The sequence below is a fragment of the Methylobacterium sp. 391_Methyba4 genome (genome assembly GCF_029691625.1).
GTDB lineage: Bacteria > Pseudomonadota > Alphaproteobacteria > Rhizobiales > Beijerinckiaceae > Methylobacterium > Methylobacterium fujisawaense.
Genome location: NZ_CP121475.1, coordinates 5,079,111 through 5,103,893 on the forward strand (window position 1 = coordinate 5,079,111; position 24,783 = coordinate 5,103,893).

At 71.4% G+C, this 24,783-nt stretch carries 23 protein-coding genes; 16 read left to right on the forward strand and 7 right to left on the reverse strand.

Going from position 1 to position 24,783, the window contains the following annotated elements; genetic code table 11:
• Positions 1 to 233: 233 nt before the first annotated feature.
• A complete protein-coding gene (locus tag P9K36_RS24005; RefSeq protein WP_278306099.1) occupies positions 234 to 2,102 on the reverse strand; it encodes a tetratricopeptide repeat protein in 1,869 nt (622 codons plus the stop codon).
• Between the two features lie 154 nt (positions 2,103 to 2,256).
• Entirely contained in the window at positions 2,257 to 3,930 is a 1,674-nt protein-coding gene (locus P9K36_RS24010) for an electron transfer flavoprotein-ubiquinone oxidoreductase (RefSeq protein WP_043353371.1), read from the reverse strand.
• Between the two features lie 312 nt (positions 3,931 to 4,242).
• On the opposite strand from P9K36_RS24010, the gene P9K36_RS24015 reads away from it, so the two are divergent.
• Both P9K36_RS24015 and P9K36_RS24020 read left to right on the forward strand, forming a co-directional pair.
• Positions 4,243 to 5,133, forward strand: a complete 891-nt coding sequence (locus tag P9K36_RS24015) for a uracil-DNA glycosylase (RefSeq protein WP_182592713.1) — start codon at positions 4,243 to 4,245, stop codon at positions 5,131 to 5,133.
• Positions 5,134 to 5,276: 143 nt separating this feature from the next.
• On the forward strand, positions 5,277 to 6,188 hold the full coding sequence (locus P9K36_RS24020; protein ID WP_043384038.1) for a neutral zinc metallopeptidase: 912 nt from the start codon (positions 5,277 to 5,279) through the stop codon (positions 6,186 to 6,188).
• 87 nt (positions 6,189 to 6,275) lie between these two features.
• Here the strand turns inward: P9K36_RS24020 and P9K36_RS24025 are convergent, their stop codons facing one another.
• Positions 6,276 to 6,536 carry a hypothetical protein gene (locus P9K36_RS24025; RefSeq protein ID WP_043384142.1) on the reverse strand — a complete coding sequence of 87 codons (261 nt, stop codon included), beginning with the start codon at positions 6,534 to 6,536 and terminating at the stop codon, positions 6,276 to 6,278.
• A gap of 237 nt (positions 6,537 to 6,773) precedes the next feature.
• Here P9K36_RS24025 and P9K36_RS24030 point away from each other — a divergent pair, with 237 nt between their 5' ends.
• Together P9K36_RS24030 and P9K36_RS24035 are read left to right on the forward strand one after the other, a co-directional pair.
• Positions 6,774 to 8,396: an ABC-F family ATP-binding cassette domain-containing protein gene (locus P9K36_RS24030; RefSeq protein ID WP_075380955.1), complete on the forward strand. Its 1,623-nt coding sequence runs from the start codon at positions 6,774 to 6,776 to the stop codon at positions 8,394 to 8,396.
• 104 nt (positions 8,397 to 8,500) lie between these two features.
• Positions 8,501 to 8,980 (forward strand): hypothetical protein, encoded by a 480-nt coding sequence (locus P9K36_RS24035; protein ID WP_278306100.1) that lies wholly within the window; start codon positions 8,501 to 8,503, stop codon positions 8,978 to 8,980.
• Between the two features lie 101 nt (positions 8,981 to 9,081).
• Here the strand turns inward: P9K36_RS24035 and mnmE are convergent, their stop codons facing one another.
• The gene (gene mnmE, locus P9K36_RS24040; protein ID WP_278306101.1) at positions 9,082 to 10,407 is read right to left on the reverse strand and encodes a tRNA uridine-5-carboxymethylaminomethyl(34) synthesis GTPase MnmE; all 1,326 of its coding nucleotides are present in this window, start codon (positions 10,405 to 10,407) and stop codon (positions 9,082 to 9,084) included.
• 123 nt (positions 10,408 to 10,530) lie between these two features.
• Here mnmE and bla point away from each other — a divergent pair, with 123 nt between their 5' ends.
• The 5 genes from bla to P9K36_RS24065 all read left to right on the forward strand — a co-directional run bounded on the left by bla (position 10,531) and on the right by P9K36_RS24065 (position 14,821).
• Positions 10,531 to 11,409: a class A beta-lactamase gene (bla, locus tag P9K36_RS24045; protein WP_278306102.1), complete on the forward strand. Its 879-nt coding sequence runs from the start codon at positions 10,531 to 10,533 to the stop codon at positions 11,407 to 11,409.
• A gap of 11 nt (positions 11,410 to 11,420) precedes the next feature.
• Positions 11,421 to 11,906 carry a YbaK/EbsC family protein gene (locus tag P9K36_RS24050; protein WP_043356908.1) on the forward strand — a complete coding sequence of 162 codons (486 nt, stop codon included), beginning with the start codon at positions 11,421 to 11,423 and terminating at the stop codon, positions 11,904 to 11,906.
• A gap of 67 nt (positions 11,907 to 11,973) precedes the next feature.
• Positions 11,974 to 12,330, forward strand: a complete 357-nt coding sequence (locus tag P9K36_RS24055) for a hypothetical protein (protein WP_043356906.1) — start codon at positions 11,974 to 11,976, stop codon at positions 12,328 to 12,330.
• Between the two features lie 140 nt (positions 12,331 to 12,470).
• Positions 12,471 to 13,319 carry a pantoate--beta-alanine ligase gene (panC, locus tag P9K36_RS24060; protein ID WP_043356904.1) on the forward strand — a complete coding sequence of 283 codons (849 nt, stop codon included), beginning with the start codon at positions 12,471 to 12,473 and terminating at the stop codon, positions 13,317 to 13,319.
• Between the two features lie 251 nt (positions 13,320 to 13,570).
• The gene (locus tag P9K36_RS24065; protein WP_278306103.1) at positions 13,571 to 14,821 is read left to right on the forward strand and encodes a porin; all 1,251 of its coding nucleotides are present in this window, start codon (positions 13,571 to 13,573) and stop codon (positions 14,819 to 14,821) included.
• 41 nt (positions 14,822 to 14,862) lie between these two features.
• Here P9K36_RS24065 and P9K36_RS24070 read toward each other — a convergent pair whose 3' ends face one another.
• Positions 14,863 to 16,335, reverse strand: a complete 1,473-nt coding sequence (locus tag P9K36_RS24070) for an EAL domain-containing protein (RefSeq protein WP_278306104.1) — start codon at positions 16,333 to 16,335, stop codon at positions 14,863 to 14,865.
• 285 nt (positions 16,336 to 16,620) lie between these two features.
• Between P9K36_RS24070 and P9K36_RS24075 the strand changes: the two genes are divergently transcribed.
• Complete coding sequence (locus P9K36_RS24075) at positions 16,621 to 17,493, forward strand: MipA/OmpV family protein (RefSeq protein WP_051976115.1); 873 nt, start codon at positions 16,621 to 16,623, stop codon at positions 17,491 to 17,493.
• 85 nt (positions 17,494 to 17,578) lie between these two features.
• On the forward strand, positions 17,579 to 17,800 hold the full coding sequence (locus P9K36_RS24080; RefSeq protein WP_278306106.1) for a heavy-metal-associated domain-containing protein: 222 nt from the start codon (positions 17,579 to 17,581) through the stop codon (positions 17,798 to 17,800).
• A 142-nt stretch (positions 17,801 to 17,942) separates the two neighbouring features.
• Here P9K36_RS24080 and P9K36_RS24085 read toward each other — a convergent pair whose 3' ends face one another.
• Positions 17,943 to 18,092, reverse strand: coding sequence for a hypothetical protein (locus P9K36_RS24085; RefSeq protein ID WP_164706362.1), 150 nt, complete (start codon positions 18,090 to 18,092; stop codon positions 17,943 to 17,945).
• Between the two features lie 416 nt (positions 18,093 to 18,508).
• Between P9K36_RS24085 and mnmG the strand changes: the two genes are divergently transcribed.
• The 5 genes from mnmG (at position 18,509) to P9K36_RS24110 (ending at position 23,728) form a co-directional block, all read left to right on the forward strand.
• Complete coding sequence (gene mnmG, locus P9K36_RS24090; RefSeq protein ID WP_278306107.1) at positions 18,509 to 20,416, forward strand: tRNA uridine-5-carboxymethylaminomethyl(34) synthesis enzyme MnmG; 1,908 nt, start codon at positions 18,509 to 18,511, stop codon at positions 20,414 to 20,416.
• A complete protein-coding gene (gene rsmG, locus P9K36_RS24095; RefSeq protein ID WP_274926637.1) occupies positions 20,413 to 21,048 on the forward strand; it encodes a 16S rRNA (guanine(527)-N(7))-methyltransferase RsmG in 636 nt (211 codons plus the stop codon). The genes mnmG and rsmG overlap by 4 nt, the downstream gene beginning before the upstream one ends.
• Positions 21,045 to 21,902 (forward strand): ParA family protein, encoded by an 858-nt coding sequence (locus P9K36_RS24100; RefSeq protein ID WP_043354859.1) that lies wholly within the window; start codon positions 21,045 to 21,047, stop codon positions 21,900 to 21,902. The genes rsmG and P9K36_RS24100 overlap by 4 nt, the downstream gene beginning before the upstream one ends.
• Before the next feature lie 61 nt (positions 21,903 to 21,963).
• Positions 21,964 to 22,857, forward strand: coding sequence for a ParB/RepB/Spo0J family partition protein (locus P9K36_RS24105; protein WP_278307325.1), 894 nt, complete (start codon positions 21,964 to 21,966; stop codon positions 22,855 to 22,857).
• Between the two features lie 136 nt (positions 22,858 to 22,993).
• A complete protein-coding gene (locus P9K36_RS24110) occupies positions 22,994 to 23,728 on the forward strand; it encodes a class I SAM-dependent methyltransferase (RefSeq protein WP_278306108.1) in 735 nt (244 codons plus the stop codon).
• A gap of 7 nt (positions 23,729 to 23,735) precedes the next feature.
• On the opposite strand, the gene holA is transcribed toward P9K36_RS24110, so the two are convergent.
• On the reverse strand, positions 23,736 to 24,779 hold the full coding sequence (gene holA / locus P9K36_RS24115) for a DNA polymerase III subunit delta (RefSeq protein ID WP_053609616.1): 1,044 nt from the start codon (positions 24,777 to 24,779) through the stop codon (positions 23,736 to 23,738).
• Positions 24,780 to 24,783: the final 4 nt, after the last annotated feature.

The window sequence follows — 24,783 nt, forward strand, 5'->3', positions numbered from 1 at the left end:
ACGGCGCGACGGGATGTCGGGTGCAGAATACCGGCGATCTTACGCAGGCACCGGGAGCCTGAACGGGCGCAGGCTCATGCCCGGAGGCCGAAGATCTTGCCCTTGCGGCCCGAAGCCGCCTTGCGGATCTTCGGGACGGCGCGCCCGAGCGTCGGCTGCGGGCGGCGCCGGCCGCCGCACCGCCGTGACGAACGAGGTGCGGACCGCCAGCGCGCCGGATCGGGAGAGGGGCGCTAGCCCCCCGACTTCTTGGCCCTGTCGGCGGCGCCCGGCGCCTCGTGCGGCTGGGGGGCGCCCTTCGGCAATTCCGGGTTCTCGGCGTTGTGCGGGGCGGCGACCGGGGCCGGCACGGTCTCGGCGGTGGCGGTCGGCTTCTCGATGTCGGGCAGACCGTCCTTCAGCTTCGCGTTGATCTGCGTGAGGTCGTCCGGCTCGGGGTTCAGATCCTTGGCGTGCTGCCACTGGAACTTGCCCTCGAGGCGCCGGCCCGAACGCCAGTAGGCGTCGCCCAGGTGGTCGTTGATGGTCGGATCGCCGGGCTTCAGTTCGACCGCCTTCTCCAGCTCGCGCACCGCATCGTCCCAACGGCCGAGGCGGTAATAGGCCCAGCCGAGGCTGTCGACGATCATCCCGTCCCGGGGGCTCGCATCGGCGGCCTGCTGCAGCAGCTTGAACGCCTCGTCGATGTTGACGTTCTGATCGACCCAGGAATAGCCGAGATAGTTCATCACCTGCGCCTTGGCGGCCGGCTGGTTGGCCGGCACCAGGGACAGGGCCTTCTTCAGGTCGGCCTCGGCCTTCGGCCACTGCTTGGCGCGCTCGTAGGCGGTGCCGCGGAAATAGTAGGTCGTCCAGTAATTGGCCTGCGGCCGGTCGCCGATCAGGCCGATGGCCCGGGTGTAGGTGGCGGCCGCCTCCTCGTACTTCTTGCGGGCGCGCTGCACGTTGCCCAGCGCCGTGATGACGTCGATGTCGTCCGGGTGGGCCTTCATCGCCGCGTCGAGATGGGCGAGGGCCTCGTCGCCCTTGCCCATCTGCTCCAGGTTCAGGCCGATCTGGATGTCGGCGTTGAGCTTGAGCGGGGAGGCGGCCGGGATCTGCGCGTAGGCCTCGTTGGCCCGCTCGGGCTGCTTCATCCGGTCCAGCGTGTCGGCCAGCGTCAGCCGGGCGAGGGCGTGGTCGGGGGCGAGGTAGAGCGCCAGCCGCAGGTAGATCACGGCGGGCAGTTCGTCGCCCTGCGTCGAGCCCGCGGAGCCCAGCCCGTACAGCACCTCGGCTGCGCCCTCCTGGGCGGTGCCGATCAGCCGCGTGAGCGGCTTGCCCTCCTTGAGCTTGTCGAGGGCGTCGCGCACCAGCGGGTGGCGGGGCGAGAGCTGGTCGAAGTCGGAATAGGCCTGGATCGCCAGATCGGTGCGGCCGAGGCTCGCCTCCATCCGGGCATAGGCGTCGACGATGCGCAGGGTGTTGCGGTCGGCCTCGTAGGCGGCCTTGAGGCGCCGCTCGGCCTCGGCGTTGTCGCCGGTCACCGAGGCGATCAGGCCGGCATGGTAGTCGCGGAAGGTGTTGTAGTAGCGCTCGCCCCGGAGCTTGTTGACCGTCTCCAGCGCCTTCTTGCCGTCACCCGCGCCGGCATACGACCAGGCGGTGAGCAGCGTCGCGGTCAGGTCGGTGGCCGCCCCGCGGCCGCTGCGCGAGAAGTTCTGGCGGGCGGCGGCCCATTGGCCCGCCTTGATCTGGCGCACCCCCAGCGAGAGGTTGGCGAGCCCGTTGGTGGGATCGCGGGCGATGAGCTTCTCGGCGGTGCGGAACGCGTCCGGCAGGGCGCCGTCGGCGAGCAGCGAGATGAAGGCGCGCTCGACCAGCTCGGCGTTGCGCGGATCGGCCTTGACCGCCTCGCGGTAGAAGGTCGCCGCCGCCGCCGTGTCCCGGGACGCGCCCGCGATGTAGGCGGAGAGGAAGTTGCCCTCCAGCGAATCCGCGGGCTCGTAGTCGAGCACCGGGGTCGATTCCCTCGGCTGCGCGGCCAGCACGGTCTGCGGCAGCCCGGCGGCGAGCAGAAGGGCGAGCGCCGAGACGCTCCGGCGGGCGCGTGTGATCATCATGAACCGATCGCGGCTCCTGGGCGCCGGCCCGTCAGGGGCCGGGCGCGAGAATGGCGGGGCATCCCCGAAAAAACGCTGGGGACACTGAACCCATCCCGCCAGCCCCGCAAGGCGAAAGGATGACGCCGCGTCCTCCCGGCCCGGTCCGGGCGCCTCACATGTTCGGGTAGTTCGGCCCGCCGGGCCCCTCCGGGGTCACCCAGTCGATGTTCTGGTTCGGATCCTTGATGTCGCAGGTCTTGCAGTGGACGCAGTTCTGCGCGTTGATCTGGTAGCGCACCCCGTCGCTCGCGGCGGAATCCGCCACCCACTCGTAGACGCCCGCCGGGCAGTAGCGGCCGGACGGCCCGCCATAGACGTCGTGCTCGGAGCGCTTCTGCAGCTCCAGGTCGCGGACCTTGAGGTGCGGCGGCTGGTCCTCCTCGTGGTTGGTGTTCGACAAGTAGACCGAGGAGAGCCGGTCGAAGGTCAGCTTGCCGTCGGGCTTCGGGTAGACGATCGGCGTCACCTCGGAGAGCGGCTTGAGGCAGGCGTGGTCGGGCTTGCCGTGCTTGAGCGTGCCGAACGGCGAGGCGCCGAAGATGCTCGTCGCCCACATGTCGATCCCGCCGAGGCCGACGCCCACCAGCGTGCCGTACTTGGACCAGAGCGGCTTGACGTTGCGCACCGCCTTCAGGTCCTGCCCGATCGGGCTGTCGCGCCAGCCGGCCTCGTAGGCGGTGAGCTCGTCCCCGGCGCGGCCCGCCTTCAGGGCGTCCGCGATGGCGTCGGCCGCCTGCATCCCGGAGAGCACCGCGTTGTGCGAGCCCTTGATCCGCGGCACGTTGACGAAGCCCGCCGAGCAGCCGACCAGGCAGCCGCCGGGGAAGACCAGCTTCGGCACCGATTGCCAGCCGCCCTCCATGATGGCGCGCGCGCCGTAGCCGATGCGCTTGGCGCCCTCGAAGGTCTCGGCGATCAGCGGATGGGTCTTGAAGCGCTGGAACTCCTCGAACGGCGACAGGGTCGGGTTCTCGTAGTTCAGGTGCGTGACGAAGCCGACCGAGAGCAGGTTGTCGTCGAAATGGTAGAGCCAGGAGCCGCCGCCGGCCTTGTTGGGCAGCGGCCAGCCCATGGTGTGGCGCACGAGCCCGGGCTCGAACTTGCCCGGCGCGAGCTGCCAGAGCTCCTTCACGCCGAGCCCGTACTTGAAGTGGTCGCTGTGCCGGTTGAGCGAGAAGCGCTGGATCAGACCCTTGGTCAGGTTGCCCCGGGCGCCCTCGCCGAACACCGTGTACTTGGCGCGCAGCTCCATGCCGCGGGTGTAGTCCTCGCGCGGCGCGCCGGACTTGCCGATCCCGAGATCGCCCGTGGCGATGCCCGCCACCGCGCCCTTGTCGTCGAACAGCACCTCGGAGGCCGGGAAGCCCGGATAGATCTCGACGCCGAGCGCCTCGGCCTGCGCGCCCAGGTACTTGCAGACGTTCGAGAGCGAGCCGACGAAATTGCCGTGGTTCGACATGAGCTTGGGGAAGAACAGGTTCGGCAGGGTGATGCCGCTGTTCTTGGTGAGCATCATGAACTCGTCGCGCTGGACTTCCGTCTTGAGCGGCCGCTCCGGGTCCTGGCGCCATTCGGGCAGGAGCCGGTCGAGGCCGATCGGGTCGATCACCGCGCCCGAGAGAATATGGGCGCCGACCTCGGAGCCCTTCTCGACGACGACGACGCTGATCTCCTCGCCGATCTCGGCGGCGCGCTGCTTCAGGCGGATCGCGGTGGCGAGGCCGGCCGGGCCGGCGCCCACCACGACCACGTCGAAATCCATGCTCTCGCGTTCGGGCAGCGCCATCCTCGCCTCTCCTTTTCTTTTTCCAGTCTTCTTCCAGCCCCCGATCCGCGGTGGGCCGGCATCCCTGCTGCCGTCTCAAGCGATTCCAAGCTAGAAAGGCAAGTTGCCGAAGATCCGGCTTAAGGCAAAGTTCCCTTTGCCGCACGGGGCGGTACATGTGACGGGTGCCGGACGATCCCACCCCGTCCGCAACCCGGCATGCCGGTCAGACGGCGGGTGGGGCGGGGCCCGCGGGATCGCGCTGTTCCGTCACGCAAGACCTTGCCCGGGCGGCGGGTTTCGAGAGTTGTCCACAGGCCGCGGCGTTCCCACATGCTCCTCTCCATGCCGAGCCCCAACGACGCGCAAGCCGATCTGATCGCCTATCTCGACTTCCACGTGGAGGCCGGTGCCGACGCGGTTCTGGACGAGCGGCCGCACGACCGGTTCAGCGAGGCGGATGCGCCGGCGCCGACCCTGCGCGCACCGCGCCGGGCCCCCGACCCGCCCGTCGGCCAGACCGCCGGCCCGACCGCCGGCAGCCTCGTGCCGCCCCCCGGTTCGCCGCCGCCCGCCGCGCCGTCGCGGACCTTCGGCCGCGCCGCCAGCGCCCAGCCCGACGAAGCCGCGAGCGACGCCCGCGCCCGGGCGCGGCAGGCGAAGACACTGGACGAGCTGGAGCGGATCCTCGCCGATTTCGACGCCTGCCCGCTGCGCTTCACCGCCAAGAACCTCGTCTTCGCCGACGGCAATCCCGAGGCGCGGGTGATGTTTCTCGGCGAGGCGCCCGGCGCCGACGAGGACCGGATCGGCAAGCCGTTCATGGGCCGCTCGGGCCAGCTCCTCGACAAGATGATGAAGGCGATCGGGCTCGACCGGACCAGCGCCTACGTCGCCAACATCGTGCCCTGGCGCCCGCCGGGCAACCGCAACCCGACGCCCCAGGAGGTGGCGGTGTGCCGGCCCTTCGTGGAGCGCCAAATCGAGCTGGTCGATCCGGACCTCATCGTCTGCCTCGGCGCGCCCGCGACCCAGACGCTGACCGGCACGAAGGATGGCATCCTGCGGACCCGCGGCCGACTGTTCCCCTACAAGCTGCCCAACCGCGAGGTGAAGCTGCTCGCCACCCTCCACCCGGCCTTCCTGCTGCGCCAGCCGGTGCAGAAGCGTCTCGCATGGCGGGATTTCCGATCCCTGCGCGCCCTTCTCGACGGGAAAGCTTGACCACGTGGGCGGAACCGGGTCTCCCCTCCCGCCATTAGAGCTTCGTTCCCGCCGCTGGTCCACCGTCGGCCGGACATAGCGACGCATAGCAAACCGTGGGCTGCCCGAGGCGGCCGGCGCAGCATTGATGGCGGGACCCAACCATGCGCTGGGAAGATCTACGCAGCTCCGACAACGTCGAGGATCGCCGGGGCGAGGGCGGTGGCGGCGGCGGCATGGGCTTTCCCGGCGGCGGCGCCGGCGGGCTCGGCATCGGCACCATCGTGGTGCTGCTGATCATCAGCTATTTCACCGGCATCAACCCGGCGATCCTGATCGGCGGCGCCGAGCGGATCGGCGGCGGGCGCGGCCAGCAGGAGCAGCAGGTCGATCCGCAGACCCAGGCCAAGCGGCGGCAGGCGCCGACGGACGAGAGCGGCCGGTTCGCCTCGAAAATCCTCGGCAACACCGAGGACGTCTGGAGCCAGATCCTGCCGCAGCAGACCGGCAAGCAGTACACGCCGACGACCCTGGTGCTGTATACCGGCGGCACCCGCTCGGGCTGCGGCTCGGCCCAGGCGGCGATGGGCCCGTTCTACTGCCCCCTCGACAAGAAGGTCTATCTCGACACGGGCTTCTTCAAGGAGATGGCCTCGAAGTTCGGCGTGAAGGGCGATTTCGCCTACGCCTACGTCATCGCCCACGAGGTCGGCCACCACGTCCAGGACGTGCTCGGCATCCTCGGCAAGGTCCAGGCGCGCCAGCAGCAGGCGTCCAGCAAGACCGAGGCGAACGCCCTCTCGGTGCGGATCGAGCTGATGGCCGACTGCCTCGCCGGCGTCTGGGCCAAGAACTCCAACGACAAGTACGCCGAGCTGGAGCAGGGCGACATCGACGAGGCCCTGAACGCCGCCGCCCAGATCGGCGACGACGCCCTGCAGCAGCGCTCGAAGGGCTACGTGGTGCCGGATTCCTTCACCCACGGCTCCTCGGCCCAGCGCCAGCGCTGGTTCAAGGCCGGCTACAAGAGCGGCCAGACCAAGGCCTGCGACACGTTCCGGACGGCGAACAACTGAGGTGTGCGGCGGGGCGGAGAGCCTCGTCCGGACCTGACATACGCCCTCCCTCCCCTCTTCGCGGGGGAGGGAGACGCGCACTCCGCCTCACCCCCGGCTCAGGCGCCGGGCATTGGCCTGGACCTTCCGCCGGTAGCTGCGGATCACCTTGCCGTTCGAGGCCCCCGCGGCGAGCATCAGAGCCGCCTCGCCGGCGGCCAGCATCTTCTCGGTCACCATGAGCTGCGCCTCGACCTGCGCGGCCGGCCCCCCGAGGGCGAACATCGCCATCCGCTGGGCGATCACGCCCTGAGCCTCCAGGCCGAGCATGGCCATGTCGAGGCTCGTCGTCCACCAACCGCAAAACATCATCGTCCTCAAAGGCGTCCGCCACGGCCAAGCCCGGCACCATACGCCGGAGCGGCGGCTGGAGCGGCAGGGAAACGACTTAGCTCGCGGAATCGGGCAGAAAAGCCGTACGGCGACCGGATGACGGTCACGGTTGCGCGCCATGCAGGGCCCCGCGGCCGCGCCCGTCTTTGCGCCGTCTCGATCGATGCCGTAAGCGCCCCGGAGCCCCATTCCCGGACACCGCGCCCGCACTTCATGATTCGCCTGGACAAGATCACCAAGCAGAACGGGCGGCAGCTCGTCTTCATCGAGGCCTCGGCCGCCCTGCAGCGGGGCGAGAAGGTCGGGCTGGTCGGCCCGAACGGGGCCGGCAAGACCACCCTGTTCCGGATGATCATCGGCCAGGAGCAGCCCGACGAGGGGCAGGTCGCCGCCGACCGCGGCATCACGATCGGCTATTTCAGCCAGGATGTCGGCGAGATGTCCGGCCGCAGCGTCGTCACCGAGGTGATGGACGGCGCCGGCCCGGTGAGCGCGGTGGCGGCCGAGCTCGCCGAGCTCGGCGCGGCCCTCGCCGACCCGGACCGGGCCGACGAGATGGACGCCCTGATCGAGCGCTACGGCGAGGTCCAGGCCCGGTTCGAGGAGCTCGACGGCTACGCCCTGGAGGGCCGCGCGCGGGAGGTGCTCGACGGCCTCAGCTTCAGCCAGGAGATGATGGACGGGGATGTCGGCGCCCTCTCGGGCGGCTGGAAGATGCGCGTCGCGCTGGCCCGCATCCTGCTGATGCGCCCGGACGTGATGCTGCTCGACGAGCCGTCCAACCACCTCGACATCGAGAGCCTGATCTGGCTCGAATCCTTCCTGAAGGCCTATGACGGCGCCCTGTTGATGACCTCGCACGACCGCGAGTTCATGAACCGCATCGTCACCAAGGTCATCGAGATCGACGGCGGCGCGCTCACCACCTTCTCGGGCGACTTCGCCTTCTACGAAGGCCAGCGGAAGCTGAACGAGGCGCAGCAGCAGGCGCAGTTCGAGCGCCAGCAGGCCATGCTGGCCAAGGAGATCGCCTTCATCGAGCGGTTCAAGGCCCGGGCCTCCCACGCCGCCCAGGTGCAGAGCCGGGTGAAGAAGCTCGACAAGATCGAGCGCGTGGAGCCGCCCCGGCGGCGGCAATCGGTGGCCTTCGAATTCCAGCCGGCGCCGCGCTCGGGCGACGACGTCGTGATGCTCAAAGGCGTGCACAAGCGCTACGGCAGCCGCACGATCTACGAGGGCCTCGACTTCTCGGTGCGCCGCCGCGAGCGCTGGTGCGTGATGGGCATCAACGGCGCCGGCAAGTCGACGCTCCTGAAGCTCGTGACCGGCACCACCGCGCCCGACGACGGCTCGGTCACGGTGGGCGGCAGCGTCAAGCTCGGCTACTTCGCCCAGCACGCCATGGACCTGCTCGACGGCGACCGCACCGTGTTCCAGACCCTGGAGGAGGCCTTCCCGCAGGCCGGACAGGGCTCGCTGCGGGCGCTGGCCGGCTGCTTCGGCTTCTCGGGGGACGATGTCGAGAAGCGCTGCCGGGTTCTCTCGGGGGGCGAGAAGGCCCGGCTGGTCATGGCGCTGATGCTCTACGATCCGCCGAACTTCCTGGTGCTCGACGAGCCGACCAACCACCTCGACATGGGCACCAAGGAGATGCTGATCGAGGCGCTGGCCAACTACGAGGGGACGATGCTGTTCGTCTCCCACGACCGGCACTTCCTGGCCGCACTCTCGAACCGGGTGCTGGAGGTGACCCCGGAGGGCATCCACCAGTATGGCGGCGGCTACACCGAATACGTGGCCCGCACCGGCCAGGAGGCGCCGGGCCTGCGGAGCTGACGGGCGCGGACGGATCCCGTCCCGGTATGGTGCGACCGGCGCGCCGCTATCCCCCCGGGAGGCCCCACGCTAGGCTGCGCCGAAACGGCCCCGGGTGAGATGCCGTGCGACGCCTGCTGAAGTTCCTCCACACGATGGGATCCGCCGGGCTGCTGGGGGCGATGGCGTCCCTGGTGGTCATGCTGAGCCTCGCGCCCGCGCCATCCGCCTTGGCGGGATACGCGGCGATGCGGGGCGCGATGGGGGCCGTGGCCACCTGGATCTTCCTGCCCGCCCTGGCGGTGACGCTGATGTCCGGCCTGCTGGCGATGGCCCTGAACCGCGCCTTTCTGAAGGCCGGCTGGGCATGGCTCAAGCTCGCCACCGGGGTCCTGATGTTCGAGGGCGGCCTGGTCTACGTGCAGGGACCGATGAAGCAGGAGGCGGAGCAGAGCGCCCGGGCGCTGGCCGGCCTCGTCGATCCCGCCGTGCTGGCCGTGTCGCTCCCCGGCGAACGCGGGACCCTCTGGGTGCTGCTGGCGGTCGCGACCGCGAATGTCGCGCTCGGGATCTGGCGGCCCCGGATCCTGCGGATCCCCCAGTAGGCGCGCCGCATCCGCCGATCATCCCGGTCCCAGCGCGGCACGACCGGCGATGAAACCGGGAAAGCCGCGCCGAATGCCGCTTTGAGTTGCCGGCTATAGAACTACTTTCCGATGCAGAAGCCGCTGAACAACCGATCGAGCACATCCTCGACGCCGACATGGCCTGCGACCTCGCCCAGCGCCCGGACAGCGAGACGCAGATCCTCCGCGGCGAGCTCCGGCAATCCGCCCGTGCCTTCGAGCAGGCGGTCGAGATGGCCCACGCAGGCTTCGAGCGCCGCCCTGTGCCGGGCCCGGGTGATCAGCGCATCGCCGGTGCCGAGACCGCATTCGGCCGCAGCCTGGATGGCATCCAGCAACCGCGCCATGCCGGCGCCGGTGCGGGCCGAAACGGCCGGACCGTCCGACTCCCGTTCCGTTTCTGAGCCGGCAAATAGATCGGCCTTCGTGCGGACCGTCAGGATCGGCGTGCGGGTCGGCCCGAGCTCCGGAACCGCCCCGTCGGGGGGCACCAAGGCGATCACCAGATCGGCGCTATCGATCCGCGCCCGCGTCCGCACGATCCCCTCCGCCTCGATCGGCTCCGCGGTCTCCCGGAGCCCGGCCGTGTCGACCAGCAGGACGGGCAGGCCGCCGAGATCGAGCCGCACCTCGATGGCGTCGCGGGTCGTTCCCGGACGGTCCGAGACGATCGCCACGTCCCTTCGGCTGAGGGCATTGAGCAGGGTCGACTTGCCGCTGTTGGGTGCCCCGGCCAGCACCACCGTGAAGCCCTCGCGGAGGCGCTCGCCCCTCTGCCCGTCGCGCAGGGTCCCGGCGATCGCAGCGCGAAGCCGCGCGGCGCGGCCGAACAAGGCGGCGTCGAGCCCGGCATCGTCCACGTCGCCCTCGTCGGCGAAATCCAGCGCCGCCTCCGCGGCGGCGAGGCAATCGACCGCTTCCGCCCGCCACGCGGCCACTTGCCGGCTGAGGGCGCCGTCGAGCTGACGGAGGGCCTGCCGGCGCTGGCCCTCGGTCTCGGCATCGATCAGATCGGCGACGGCTTCGGCCGCGGCGAGATCCATCCGGCCGTTGAGGACCGCCCGACGGGTGAAGGCGCCGGGCTCGGCCGCGCGGCACCCGGGAAACCGGGCAAGCGTGGCGAGAACGCCCATCCGCACCGCCGCACCGCCATGGAGGTGCAGCTCGGCCATGTCCTCGCCGCTATACGTGTCCGGCCCCGGAAACCAGGCCACCAGAGCCCGATCGAGTTCGGTGCCGTCGGCCGGATCGCGCAGGCTTCGCAGGGACAGCCGGCGGGGTGGCGGCAGGCTCCCGCAAAGGGCGACGAGCACGTCGCGCGCGGCCGGACCGCTGATGCGGATCACCGCGACGGCTGCGCGGCCGAAGCCGCTGGCCGGTGCGAAGAGGGTCTCGGCTTGGGTCATGATCCGGCAGGGTCGTGCGGAGGGGCAGAGTTTCACGTGAAACAGGCGCAGGTGCCCTATACCATTCCGGCGTCGCGGTGCCGCGCCGGGTTGCGGTGTCGCGCCCTCGAACCCGGATGCGCCATGCTCGTCACGACCCGCCGCACCGTCAGCCTCGGCCTGCTCGCCGCGCCCTTCACCCTGCCCCTGCGGGCCGCCGAGGCTGAGCCGGACTGGGGCGCCCTCGAGCGTCGGCTCGACGGTCGCCTCGGCATCGCGGCCGCCACGGCGGACCGCGTCCTCGCCGCCTATCGCGCGGACGCGCGCTTTCCGATGTGCAGCACCTTCAAGGTGCTGGCGGTGGCGGCGGTGCTGGCGCGGGTCGATACCGGCCGCGAGACCCTCGACCGGATCGTCGCCTACGGTTCCGGCGACCTGCTGAGCTACGCGCCGGTGACCCGGAAGGCCCTGGAGACCGGTGCCGGGACAGGGGAGATGACCGTCTCGGATCTCTGCGCGGCCGCGATCGTGTGGAGCGACAACAGCGCCGCCAATCTGCTCCTGGCGAGCCTCGGCGGCCCCGAGGCGCTGACCGCATGGCTGCGCGGCACCGGTGACCCCATCACCCGCCTCGACCGGACGGAGCCCACCCTCAACACGGCGCTCCCCGGTGACCCGCGCGACACGACCACGCCGGACGCCATGCGGGCGAGCCTGGGCCGGATCCTCCTGGGCACCGTCCTGTCGCCGGCGTCGCGCGGCCGGCTGGAAGCCTGGATGATCGCCTGCGAGACCGGGCGCAAGCGCCTGCGGGCTGGGCTGCCGCCCGACTGGATCGTGGGCGACAAGACAGGCAGCGGCGACAACGGCTCGGTCAACGACATCGCGATCCTGCGGCCGCCGGGGCGTGCACCGGTGGTCGTGGCGGTCTACGTCACCGGCTCGACGGCGTCCCCGGAGACCTACGCGGCGGCCTACGCGGAAATCGGCCGGCTCATCGCCGCGCGAGCACAGGCAGCCTGACCGGACGACCCATGAAGACCCCCGCCAAGACCACCCGCGCGACGCTCGCCCTGGACAAGGCCGGGATCCGCCACAGCCTCCACGTCTATGCGTACGATCCGGACGCCCCGCGCATCGGCCTGCAGGCTGCGGAGGCGCTCGGGGTCGCGCCCGGACGGATCCTGAAGACCCTGATGGCGGCCGTGGACGGACGGACGATCTGCCTGCTCGTGGCCTCCGACAAGGAGGTGTCGATGAAGCGGGTCGCCGCCGCCTTCTCGGGCAAGGCGGCGGCCATGCTCAAGCCCGCCGATGCCGAGCGGCTGACCGGCTACCATGTCGGCGGCATCAGTCCCCTGGGGCAGAAGCGGCCTGTCCCGACGGCGATCGATGCCGGATCGCTGACCGACCCGGCGGCCGAGATCCACGTGAACGGGGGCGGTCGGGGCTTGCAGATCCGCCTGACCGAAGGCGATCTTGTCGGCGCCCTGAAGGCCCTCGTCGTACCGCTCACGTGAGCGCGCGGTAATCATCCGTTTACCCTGCCGCCCCACGGTGACGCCTTCCGGCGGAGACGGGTACGGCATGCGGAAGACGGGACGAAGGGCGATGACGGCGCTCGGATTCGTCCTGCTGCTCGCGGGATCGGCCCGCGGGGCGGATCTCGACATCCGCGGAACCGCCGAGACGGGTGTGGGGGCCAGCCCGCGCTTCTTCCCGCGCAACGACGGGCTCGATCGCCGCCCGGTCTACGCTGTCCGGTCCCGTCCCGTGCCGGTGGGCTGCACGCCCCGCCGGGTGCCGGTGCCCACCAACGCGCCGGACGATCCGAGCTATGTCGGCTCCGAGTACGGCCTGGGGCATCCGAGCTATTACGGCTTCACGCCGCCGCCCGGCGTGGACGATCCCTTCGGCCGCTCCCTCCTGCCCTACTGCCCCTGACGCCGAAACACGCGCCATTCCGGAGACCGCGTCGCCGCGGCAGATCCAGGCCCGTGTTCACGCAGGCTGATCGGAGTGCCGGATTCCACCGCTCCGCATCATGCTCTAGACCGGCCCTGCCCTCCCCCGGAGCCCGTCCCGTGCCCGAGCCGACCCTTCAGCCCTTCCGTGATCTCGCAGCCCTGCGCCGATGCGTCGCCGCGTGGCGCGCGGCGGGTGAGCGCGTCGTCCTGATCCCGACCATGGGGGCCCTGCACGAAGGGCATCTCGCCCTCGTGGCCGAGGCGCGGCGGATCGGCCGCCGGACGGTGGCGAGCATCTTCGTCAATCCGACCCAGTTCGGCCCCAACGAGGATTTCTCCCGCTATCCCCGCGACCTGGAGACCGATCTGGCCCTGCTCGCGCAGGCCGGCGCGGATGCCGCCTGGACGCCCGGCGTGGAGACCATGTACCCGCCGGGCTTCGCCACCCGGATCGAGGTCGCAGGCCTGACCGAGGGCCTGTGCGGCCCGTTCCGGCCCGGCCATTTCGCCGGCGTCGCCACGGTGGTGACCAAGCTCCTCAACCAAGTCCGCCCGGACGTCGCCCTGTTCGGCGAGAAGGATTTCCAGCAGCTTCGGGTGATCCAGCAGGCCGTGGCGGATCTCGACCTCGCGGTGGAGATCCACGGCGTGCCGACCGTGCGGGAGCCCGACGGCCTCGCGCTGTCGTCGCGCAACCGCTACCTCTCGGCCGAGGAGCGTGCCGTCGCCCCGAAGCTTCAGGCGGTCCTGGGTGAGATCGCGGCGGCCTCCCGCAACGGCACCCCCGTGGCCGGGCGGATCGCCGCCGGGCGGGCGGCGCTGGAGGCGGCGGGGTTCCGGGTCCAGTATCTCGCGGTCTGCGACGCCCGGACCCTGGCGCCGGTGGAACGGGTCGACGGCCCGGCCCGCGTGCTCGCCGCCGCCTTTCTGGGCCGGACCCGGCTGATCGACAACCGCGCCGTGTAGGCTGGCCGGCCCCGGGCCTGCGGCGCGGGGATCGGGGGAATGCACCCCACAGCCGTCCCGCCGGGTGTTGCCCCCGGCCCCTCGACCGGCCCCTCGACCGCCCCCTCGACCGGGCGCGCGCCGTCGTGGCCGTCTGGCCACGGCCCTCGGACTTTTCGGATTTTGCGGCCTCGGCTCATTGGCTCCGGCCGGCCGACCTGTTCTCTGCTGGGACCGTGAATGGACCGCGCACCGCTCCGGCCGTCCTGGCCATGTCCCTCGCCCTGGCGGTGCCCGCGGGCGCCGGGGAGGACGCGTTCGAGGGGATGGCCGGCCCATACGGCGAGCGTCTGCGCGTCGATGCCAAGGGGCTGACCCTCACCTTCCCCGCGCCCGATGTGAAGCTCCAGATCGGCGGCCGGCTGCATATCGACGGCGGTGCGGCGGGTTTCAGCCGGCCGGACCTGCCCGAGGCCTTCCCCGACACCGTCGCCGTGCGCCGGGCCTGGATCGAGCCGACGCTCACCATCGGCCGCGACTGGGTGATCGCCTTCCAGTACGATTTCGCCGACCCGATGCTGCCGATCAACGACGCGCTGGTGGCCTGGAAGGGACTGCCGGACACGATCCTGACGCTCGGCAACATGAAGGAGCCCTTCAGCCTGGAATGGCTGCAGAGCAACAACGACACCCTGTTCGTCGAGCGCTCGGTGGCCAATGCCCTCGTGCCGGAGCGTCGCTTCGGCGTCGCGGCCGGGCATCACGGGCAGGCCTGGACCGCGGTGGCCGGCCTGTTCGGCAACGCCGCCAGCAACGGCATCGACGGCGATGGTGTCGCGGTGGCGGCCCGCGCCACCGTCGCGCCGATCATGACCGCCGACGAGACCCTGCATCTCGGCCTCGCCGGGATCGTCCGCAACCGGTCGCGGTCCGACGGAGCCTTCGGCTTCTCGAGCCCCGCCGGAGCCTTCCTGTTCGAGCGCCCCCTGGTGGACACCGGCGATCTCCCCGATGCCGCCAGCGTGTCGCGGCTCGGGGCCGAATTCGCCTATCGCCGCGGTCCGGTCCTGATCCAGGCGGAATACATCTACGCGGCGCTGCAGCCGTTCCGCGGCCCCGGACAATCCGGCTCCGCGCTCGACTTCCAGGGCGGCTATGTCGAGGCGGCGCTCGTGCTCAACGGCGAAGGCCGTGCCTACGCGCTGACGCCGCAGAGCGGCACCACCTACGCGACCTTCAGGGGCGTGGCGGTTCCGGAGGCGCAGCGTGTGTCCCGCGGCGGGATCGGCGTGTTCGAACTGGCCGCGCGCTACAGTGCCATCGACCTGAACGCCCGCGGCTTTCGCGGGGGCATGGAGCAGGACGTGACCCTCGGCCTGAGCTGGTATCCCGAGCCGAATCTGCGGCTGATCGGGAACGTCATTCACGGGCGCGTGCAGCCGGGGGAGGCCCAATCCACGACCCTGGGCACGGCCCCGTTCTCGGTCGACACGGTGATCGCACGCCTGCAGATCTACTGGTGACGGCGCTTGCCGGGAAAGCCAGCGGCCTCAGCTGACGCCCGTCACACCGCCCGGCGCAGGACCGATCGGAACGGGCGCCGTTCGGGCGTCGGTTCCGGGGGCGGCACGGGCTGCTCGACGGGCGGGGCGGCCAGAACCTCCGACCGGACCGGCCGCGGGGCCGCGAAGGCCGTGCCCTGGGCGAACGGCACGTCGAGGTCGATCAGGTCCGGGACGTCGGCCTCGTCGGCGACGCCGGTGGCGATCAGGCGGATGCCGGCCCGGGTCAGGGCCGGTGCGATGTCCTCCACGGCGATGTCGGACAGGCTGCCCCGGTCGGAGCGCGGGCGCAGCAGCATCTCGGCCGGGACCTTGACCTGACCGATGCCGCGGTCCGCGAATTCGGCCGCATCGAAGCGCAGGTCGTCCGGACGGTCGAGGCTGAAGCCGATCCGACCCCGGAGCGGCGCGAGCAGGCCCCGCTGGCCTGCATCGAGACGGCGCCAGCTCGCCTGCGGCAGGGCGATGGTCAGACCCGCCAGGGCCGGATCGTCGGTGGCGGTGCGGGCGAGCTCGCGCAGGAGCCCGGGCTCGAACAGCGACAGCGGCGACAGGCTGTAGGTCAGCAGCGTCTCGCTGCCGCGCCGGGCGAGGTGACGTGCCACGATGGTGGCCCGCTGCAGCATGCGGCGGTCGAGTTCGGTGGTCCGCCCGAAGCGCTCCAGCACGGGCAGGAAGACCTCGGGCTCGGCCGGCGGAACGCCGGGGCCGCCGATCCGGAGCCGGGCCAGCGCCTCGTAGGCCACGACCTTGCGTTGAGGCAGGGTGACAACCGGCTGCAGATGGATCTCCAGACCGTCCCCTTCGAAGGCGCCGATGAGACCGGCCTCGTCGACGGGGGGAGCCGCGGGCCGGGGCGGGATCGGCCGCGGGGGGATCGGCCGTGCTGGGACGGATGGGGCCGGGTTCGGGGCCGGTTGCGGGTCCGGCGGAACCGCCTGCGGCCGGAGCGCCCCGTCCTCGCGCGGGGGGGCGGCCGACATCTGCGGACGCGGCAGGGCCGGGGCCGGGGCGGCGTCCGGAAGGGCCGCGCCGGGCGCCGCCTCGGGCTGCGGCCGGAGCGCCTCCGCCGGCCGGGCCTTGAGGGCCGCGATCTCGGCATCCTGCGCGCTCAGCACGGTGGTGAGGTCGCGCACGATGCCGCTGAGCAACCCGAATTCGACCGTCAATTCCTCGATCTGCGCCCGCAACGCCGCCTCGGCGGCTTCGGGGCGCGGCTGAGCCGCGGCGCCGGCTCCCGCCGTCTCGACCTTGAGCAGGCGCCGGGACAGCAGATCGACCTCGCCGGACAGCTTCTCGCAGCGCGCCTTCAGGGTGGCGATACGGGTCAGGGCGAGACCGCCGGCCAGGGCGGCGGCGGCGCCGAGCGTCATGGCACTCCAGAGCGGCAGGAACACCGCGAGTGGCCCGAACACGACGAGCCCGAGAAGGCCGACCGTCAACAGCCCCGCATACCGGCCGAGGACCGGGACCATCGTCTAACCACCTGCCGGGAACGCGCGCCGGTCGCCGGGGGACATCCCGAGCGAACCCCACCGGGCGCGAACCGAATCACTGGATCATTGGCCGGGCGCACCGGGCCCGGCAAGGCTCCGGGATGAGGATGATGCGCCATCACCTGTTAATTCCGGGCGGTGTGACGCCGGCGCCCGCTGGAACGTTGCGGAATCATCACGGCGGATCCGATTGCGAGGCGCTCCGGGGAGGGTTGCGCGGCTTGCGAATGCGGAGGGGATGAAAAAGGGTCATAAAGCGTGGCCATGACGTTCGTCCCCCCGCGTACTTCCCGATTTCGCGCCGTTCTCGGCGCCGGCGCGCTCCTCGCGGCCTTCGGCGCGACGGCGCCGCAGGCCGCGGATCTCGGCGCAGATCTTCCGCGCACCACGCCGACCTTCGCGATGATCGATCCCAATACGTGGATCGTCACGCTGAGCGGCTCGATCCAGGCCGTGCCGCGCTATCCCGGCGCCAGCGACTACACGGCCGTCGGCTATCCCTCGATCGATATCCGCCGGGTGGGCGAGCCGCGCCGCTTCTCGACGCCGGATGACGGGTTCAGCCTGTCGCTGTTCGACACCGAGTCGTTCCGGATCGGCCCGACCGCGCGCTTCGTGCCGGGGCGCTATTACGGCGACGACCGGCGGCACCTGTACGGCTTCCGCGACGCACGCTTCGCGGTGGAGCCGGGCGTGTTCGCGGAATTCTACCCGGTCTCGTTCATCCGGACCCGCGTCGAGGTGCGCCAGGGCCTCTACGGTCACCACGGCACGGTCGGCTCGGTGGCGGCCGACTACCTGATCCCGGCGGAGAAATTCCTGTTCTCCATCGGGCCGCGCCTGAACATCGGCGATGCCAGCTACGCCCGGAAGTATTTCGGCGTCTCCCCGATCGAGGCGGCGCTGAACGGGCGCGTCACCCCCTACGACCCGCGCAGCTTCTACTCGGCGGGCGTGCTCGGCGGCGTGACCTACACGCAGAGCGAGACCTGGGCCTACACGGCCTATGCCGGCTACACCCGCATCCTGGGCGCCTCCGGCAACAGCCCGCTCGTGCGTCGACCCTTCGGCAATCCCAATCAGTACCAGTTCGGCCTGCGGATCGATTACGCCTTCCGGATGCCTGCGCTGTTCTGAGCCGCACGCACGGCTTGCACCGGTCGCACCCGGGCCCGACATCCCGGCGATACGACGGAAGGCGATACGGCTGATGGAGGCCCGGATGGACGAGACGCGCACCGACCTGCTGATGCGGGTGGAGGGGATGACCTGCGACGGCTGCGCCGCCGCGGTGACCCGCACGGTGAAGCGGATCGATCCCGCGGCCGACGTGCAGGTCGACCGGGACGCCGGGCGGGTGGCGATCCGCACCGGCGCGCAGGCGCTCACCCTCGCCGAGGCGCTGACCAAGGCCGGCTACACCGCGACGGCCCTGACGGGCTGACGCCGAGTCGGGTCCCGGAACGCCGGATCCGGGGTGTCGGGCTGCGGCGGCAGATGTCGCGGCGCTCCATCGTCCTGGCCAAGCCGTCATCCTGGCCAAGCAGGTATCGGGACGATGATGGCCGGCCTCCGAGGAACCCCCCTCAGGAGCGGCTCAGGAACATTCCCGTCAGCAGCAGGGCGAAGCCCGCGAGGCCGAACAGCCCTTCCTTGCGCTGGGTGCGGTCGAGGAAATGGGCGGCGGCGCCGGCCGCGCAGCAGGCGGCCCCCAGACCGATCGTCAGGGACGACATGTCGAATCTCCTCATCCCGCGTCGCCCCGCAACGCGGCGAAACAGCCCCTCTCGTGAGCCTGCCGGACGGCGCTGTCCGTTCAGGATGAAGTCACGGCGCAAGACTTGCACGCTCCGGGGTGACTGGCAAGCGACGATAGCCAAGTCCTCACGCATCCTTCACGAGCAATGCTTGAGGTCACGATAGATCTCGGCGCCTCGATCGCACCGAATATCGTATCCATTTGCGGCTTCGACCGGCGACCCGGATGAAGGCCGCGTCTGGCGAAGGACGACGGGGATGCGTTGACCGCCGCGCCCGCCCCCGCTTAGACCTCCCGGAAGAACCGCCGCCCCCGGGCTCCAGTCCGGAGGACAGCGGGTGTGCGTCACCCGCATCCGCGGCGGGATGTCTGCGAAAGGCTGCTCGTCACCCCATGCTCACCACCTCCTCCGCCCGGTTCGACGTCGCGGTCGTCGGCGGCGGCCATGCCGGCGTCGAGGCCGCGGCCGCGGCCGCGCGCTGCGGCGCGCGCACGGCGCTGGTCACCCACGATCCGGCGACGATCGGGGCGATGTCGTGCAACCCGGCCATCGGCGGTCTCGGCAAGGGCCATCTCGTCCGCGAGGTCGACGCCCTGGACGGGCTGATGGGTCGCGTCGCCGACGCGGCGGGCATCCAGTTCCGCCTGCTCAACCGTCGCAAGGGGCCGGCGGTGCGCGGCCCCCGGACCCAGGCCGACCGCAAGCTCTACGCGGCCGCCATGCAGGCCGCCGTCGCCGAGACCGCGGGGCTCACGGTGATCGCGGGCGCCTGCGAGGATCTGACCTTCGACGCGGATGGCCGCCTCTGCGGCCTCGGTCTGGCGGATGGGCGCACCCTCGCCTGCGGCGCGGTGGTGCTGACCACCGGCACCTTCCTGCGCGGGCTGATCCATATCGGCGAGCGGCAGATCCCGGCGGGCCGGGTCGGCGAGGCGCCGGCGATCGGGCTGGCGCAGACCCTCGACCGCCTCGGCCTTCGCCTCGGACGCCTGAAGACCGGCACGCCCCCGCGCCTCGACGGACGGACCATCGATTGGTCGGGCCTGGAGATGCAGGAGGCCGACGCCGAGCCGGTGCCGTTCTCGACGCTCACCGAGCGGATCACGACGCCACAGATCCGCTGCGGCATCACCCGGACGAGCCAAGCCGTCCACGACCTGATCCGCGCCAACCTGCACCGCTCGCCGATGTATTCCGGCGGGATCGCCAGCCGGGGCCCGCGCTACTGTCCGTCGATCGAGGACAAGGTCGTGCGCTTCGGCGACCGGGAAGGGCACCAGATCTTCCTGGAGCCCGAAGGCCTCGACGATCCGACGATCTACCCGAACGGCATTTCCACGGCGCTGCCGGAGGAGGTCCAGCACGATCTCGTCCGCCTGATCCCCGGGCTGGAGCGGGCCGCGATCCTCCGGCCGGGCTACGCCATCGAGTACGATTACGTCGATCCCCGGGAACTCGATGTCGGCCTGCAGGTGAAGCGCCTGCCGGGCCTGTTCCTGGCCGGCCAGATCAACGGCACCACGGGCTACGAGGAGGCGGCCGGCCAGGGGCTGGTGGCCGGCCTCAACGCCGCTCGGCACGCGGGCGGCCGCGGCATCGTGGGCTTCGACCGGGCCGAGTCGTATCTCGGCGTGATGATCGACGACCTCGTGACCCAGGGGGTCAGCGAGCCCTACCGGATGTTCACCTCGCGCTCGGAGTATCGGCTGTCCCTGCGGGTCGACAATGCCGACGCCCGGCTGACGCCGCGGGGGATCGCGCTGGGCTGCGTCGGCGGAGACCGGGCGGCCCATTATGCGGCCGGACAGGCGGCCCTGGACGAAGCCCGCGCCCGCCTCGAAGCCTTGAGCCTGACGCCGAGCCAGGCCGCGTCCCATGGGATCAGCCTGAACCGCGATGGCATCCGCCGCACGGGCTTCCAGCTGCTGGCCTATCCGGAGATCGCGTGGTCCGATCTGGCGGCGGTGTGGCCGGACCTCGCGGATATCGCCCCGCGGATCGCCGACCGGATGAAGACCGACGCCACCTACGCGGTCTATCTCGATCGTCAGAACGCCGACATCGCGGCCTTCCGCCGGGACGAGGCGGTGCGCCTGCCGCCGGCCCTGGATTACGCGACGATCAGCGGGCTCTCCAACGAAATGCGGGTGAAGCTCGAGACCGTGCGCCCCGGGACCCTCGGACAGGCGGCGCGGATCGAGGGCGTGACGCCGGCGGCCCTGACCCTGCTGGCCGCGCATGCGCGGCGCGGCGCCCGATCGGTCCCGGTCGCGGCCCCCGTGGACCCGCTTTCGGCATGAACGATCCGGATCGCGCCCGCGTCCTCGCGGCGGCCGGTGTTTCACGTGAAACAGCCGAGCGGCTCGACCTCTACGTGGCCCAGCTGCGGCGCTGGCAGCCCATCAAGAACCTCGTCGGCCCGGCGACGCTGACGGAGGTCTGGAGCCGCCATATCGACGACGCGCTCCAGCTGCTCGACCTGGCACCGGAGGCGCGCACGTGGCTCGATCTCGGCTCCGGCGCGGGCATCCCCGGCTTGATCCTGGCCATCGCCGGCCAGGAGCGCGGCATCCGGGTGGACCTCGTGGAGAGCAACGCGCGCAAATGCGCCTTCCTCACCGAGACCGCACGGCTCACCGGAGCCCCGGCCCGGGTGCGCAACGCCCGGATCGAGGCGGTGATCGGGGACTATGTCGGCACCGACGTGGTCTGCGCCCGCGCCCTCGCGCCGATGACGCAGCTCCTCGCCTGGACCGAGCCTCTGTTGAAAACGGGCACCACCGGACTGTTTCCGAAGGGCCGGGACGTACAAGCCGAATTGACCCAGGCCGGCGCGCAGTGGACAGTCGTTAACGACCTCGTGCCGAGCCGGACCGATTCCGAAGCCCGGATCGTGCGCGTCACTGCCCTCGCCGCCCCGAGCCACCGATGAGCGAAGCGATCCTCGGCGATTCCGCCGACCGGTCCATGGATTCATCCATGCGACGCCCTCTGCGCGTTCTGGCGCTCGCCAACCAGAAGGGCGGCGTCGGCAAGACCACGACGGCGATCAACCTCGGCACCGCCCTGGCGGCGATCGGCGAGGATGTGCTGGTGATCGATCTCGATCCGCAGGGCAACGCCTCCACGGGACTCGGGATCGACCGCGCCAAGCGCAGGGTCTCGACCTACGAGGTCATGGCCGGCGAAGCCTCCCTGGCGCAGGCCGTGGTCCCCACGGCGGTACCGCGGCTGTCCCTGGCGCCCTCGACCATGGACCTCCTCGGCCTGGAGCTGGAACTGGCCACCCTGCCCGACCGGGCGCACCGGCTGCGCAGCGTCCTGAAGAGCCTGACCCAGGCGCCGAGCCTCAGCCGGATCAGCTACGTGCTGATCGACTGCCCGCCCTCGCTCAACCTGCTGACCATCAATGCCCTGGCGGCGGCCGACGCGGTGCTGGTGCCGCTGCAATGCGAGTTCTTCGCCCTGGAAGGCCTCAGCCAGCTGCTGCGCACCGTCGAGCAGGTCCGCGGCGCCCTGAACCCGAAGCTGACGATCCAGGGCATCGTGCTGACGATGTTCGACCCGCGCAACAACCTCTCCGCCCAGGTGGTGGCGGATGTGCGCGGGTTCATGGGCGACAAGGTCTACGAGACCGTGATCCCGCGCAACGTCCGGATCTCCGAGGCGCCCTCGCACGGCAAGCCGGCGCTGCTGTACGACCTGAAATGCGCCGGCAGCCAAGCCTACCTGCGCCTCGCCTCGGAGGTGATCCAGCGCGAGGGCCGGGTTCCGGCCGCGGCCTGATTGATTTGAGCCCCCTCCGGTTCGAAGAGGGGGAGTGTGGAGCGTGACACGGGTGGCGATCATGGCGGAGGAGGGGGCGAAGCCTCGACTGGGGCGCGGGCTCGCGGCGCTGATCGGCGATTTCAACGAGGCGGGCCGTGGGTCGGCCAAGGCCGAGGAGCAGCGCAAGGTTCCGATCGAGTTCCTGCGTGCCAACCCGCGCAACCCGCGCCGGAGCTTCGCCGAGACGGAGCTGTCGGAGCTCGCGGTCTCGATCGGCCAGCGGGGCATCATCCAGCCGATCGTTGTGCGGCCGATCGGCGACGTGCCCGGCACCTTCGAGATCGTGGCCGGCGAGCGGCGCTGGCGGGCGGCTCAGCGCGCCGGCCTCGACGAGGTGCCGGTGGTGGTGGTCGAGATCGACGACCGGGGCTCCCTGGAATTCGCCATCCTGGAGAACGTCCAGCGCACCGACCTCAACGCGATCGAGGAGGCGTCCGGCTACGAGCGCCTGATGAAGGATTTCTCGTACACGCAGAAGGAGTTGGCCGAGATCCTCGGCAAGAGCCGCAGCCATCTGGCCAACACGCTCCGGCTGCTCAACCTGCCGCTCTCCGTGCAGGAGCGGGTCTCCGCCGGCGAGCTGACCGCCGGTCATGCCCGCGCCCTGCTGGCCGTGCGCGATCCCGAGGCGACGGCGCGCCGCGTCGTGGCCGAGGGTCTGTCGGTCCGGGACGTGGAGGCCATCGCCTCCGTGGAGGCCGCGCCGGCCGAGGCACCCCGCCCCGGGCGCCCGCGCCTCTCGGCCGAGCGCCCCGCGCCGGTGCGCGATCTGGAGTTGCGGATCCACCGGGCGCTCGGCGTCCCGGTCTCCTACAAGCCGAAGGACGCCGATTCGGGCGAGATCCGCATCCGCTACGAGACGAAGGACGAGCTTCAGGCCCTGCTCAACCGGTTCAAGGTCTCGGACGCCTGATCGGGCCCCCTGCCCTGCCGGTGGCGCTTGCAGGCGGGAGCGCGCACCGTATCGGTGGCCGGCGCGCGTGTGCCGCCCGGCCCAGAGTTGGGACATGCGGGCCGGTCCGCAGTCCGGATGACCGGAGGGCCGGACCTTGGCGGACGGTGTAAGCGCGGCGGCTCGGAAATTCGACGCCGACCGGGCCGGCGAATACGCGCAGCAGAGCCGGATCGCCCTGGCCGGCTACGAGGCCTGCCATGAGCTCGCCGCCTGCATGCTTGCCGCCGTCCTGGGCAGCGGCACGCCTGCGCGGCTGCTGATCGTCGGGGCGGGCGGGGGCGGCCCGGAGATCGTCACTGCGGCGGCCCTCGAGCCCGGCTGGCGCTTCACCGCCGTCGACCCGTCCAGCGCCATGATGGATCTCACGATCGCGCGGCTGGAGCAGGACGGTCTCCACGACCGGACCGAGATCGTCCTCGGAACGGTGGATGCCCTCCCCCAGGACGCGGTCTACGACGCCGCGACCCTGATCGGCGTGCTGCACCATCTGCCGGGCGACGCGGAGAAACGGGCGATCCTGCAGGCCATTGCCGGGCGCCTGAAGCCGGGCGCGCCTCTGGTGCTCGCCGGCAACCATTACGCGTATGCAAGTCAGCCCCTGCTGCTTGCGGCCTGGGGCGAACGCTGGCGCCAGCACGGCGCCAGCGCCGACGCGATCGAGGCCCGACGCGGGAAGATCCTGCAGGGGGCCGATCCGCCCCATTCCGAGGCGGCCGTCGCGGCCCTGCTGGATGCCGCCGGCTTCGCGCCTCCGACCCGCTTCTTTTCCAGCCTGTTCTGGGGCGCGTGGCTCGCGCTGCGCCGTGCCGGAAGCGCCGACGGCGCCTGAACCCGGACTAGCGCCGCCGCCGCGCCCCCGCCTCCGCGACCCGCAGGAGGGCCGCCGAGGCCAGGGCGTGGGCCAGGTCGGGCTCCGCCCGCCGGCAGGCCAGGACCGCCGCCTGCAGGGCCGCGACGGCCTGCCGGAGGGTGCCGGGCGGCCAGGCGCCGAGCTGGCCCTCGATGCTGGCCTTGCGCTTGAAATGCAGGCCGCGCCACGTCGCGACCATCATGGCGGGCGTCTTGTCGGGATTGTCGAGCCGGGTGGTGAGCAGCGTCAGGGCGTGCCGCAGCGCCGAGCCCAGCACCACGCCGGGGTCGAGGCCCTCATGCCGGAAGCGGCGGTAATCGCGCTCCACCGCGTCGCGGCGGCCGTCGAAGGCGGCATCGATCAGGGTGTTGAGCACGCTCGCCGCGACGTCGCTGGTGATCGCCTCCACATGGTCGAGGGTCACGGTCTTGTCCCCTCCCCCCTCGCCCCCGGCGTAGAGGGCGAGCTTCTCGATCTCCATCAGGCTCGCCCGGCGGTCGCCGCCGAGGCTGCGGGCCAGAACCTCCCGGGCGGCCCGGTCGATGCGCAGGCCACGCTCCTGAAGGGTCCGCTCGATCAGGTCCGAGAGGGTCCGCTCGTCGTCGGCATAGCAGGGGATCGCCAGAGCCTTCGGAGAGCGCTCGCACAGGGTGCGGAGCGGGTTGTTCTTGGCGAGATCCCCGGCCTCGACGACGATGCGGGCGTCGGCAACCGTCGCGCCGAGCACCGCCTCGACGGCGGGGGCGTAATTGCGGGTGCCCGGACGGACCCAGATCGACCGGCGGCCACCGAACAGGCCCATCGTCCCGGCCTCGTCGCACAGCCGGCCCGGATCGGCCGCCAGGGCGTCGCCGTCGATCCGAACCAGCGCGAAGGGATCGGCCGGGTCGTCGACGAAATCCTCGGCGAGCTTCCGGGCCCGCTCGGTGACCAGCCCGGTATCCGGCCCGTAGACGAGGATGACGGGGATGCGCGGATCGGGTCCGCGCCGGATCAGCCCCTCGATCTCACCCGCCTTGACCGCCGTCACGTCG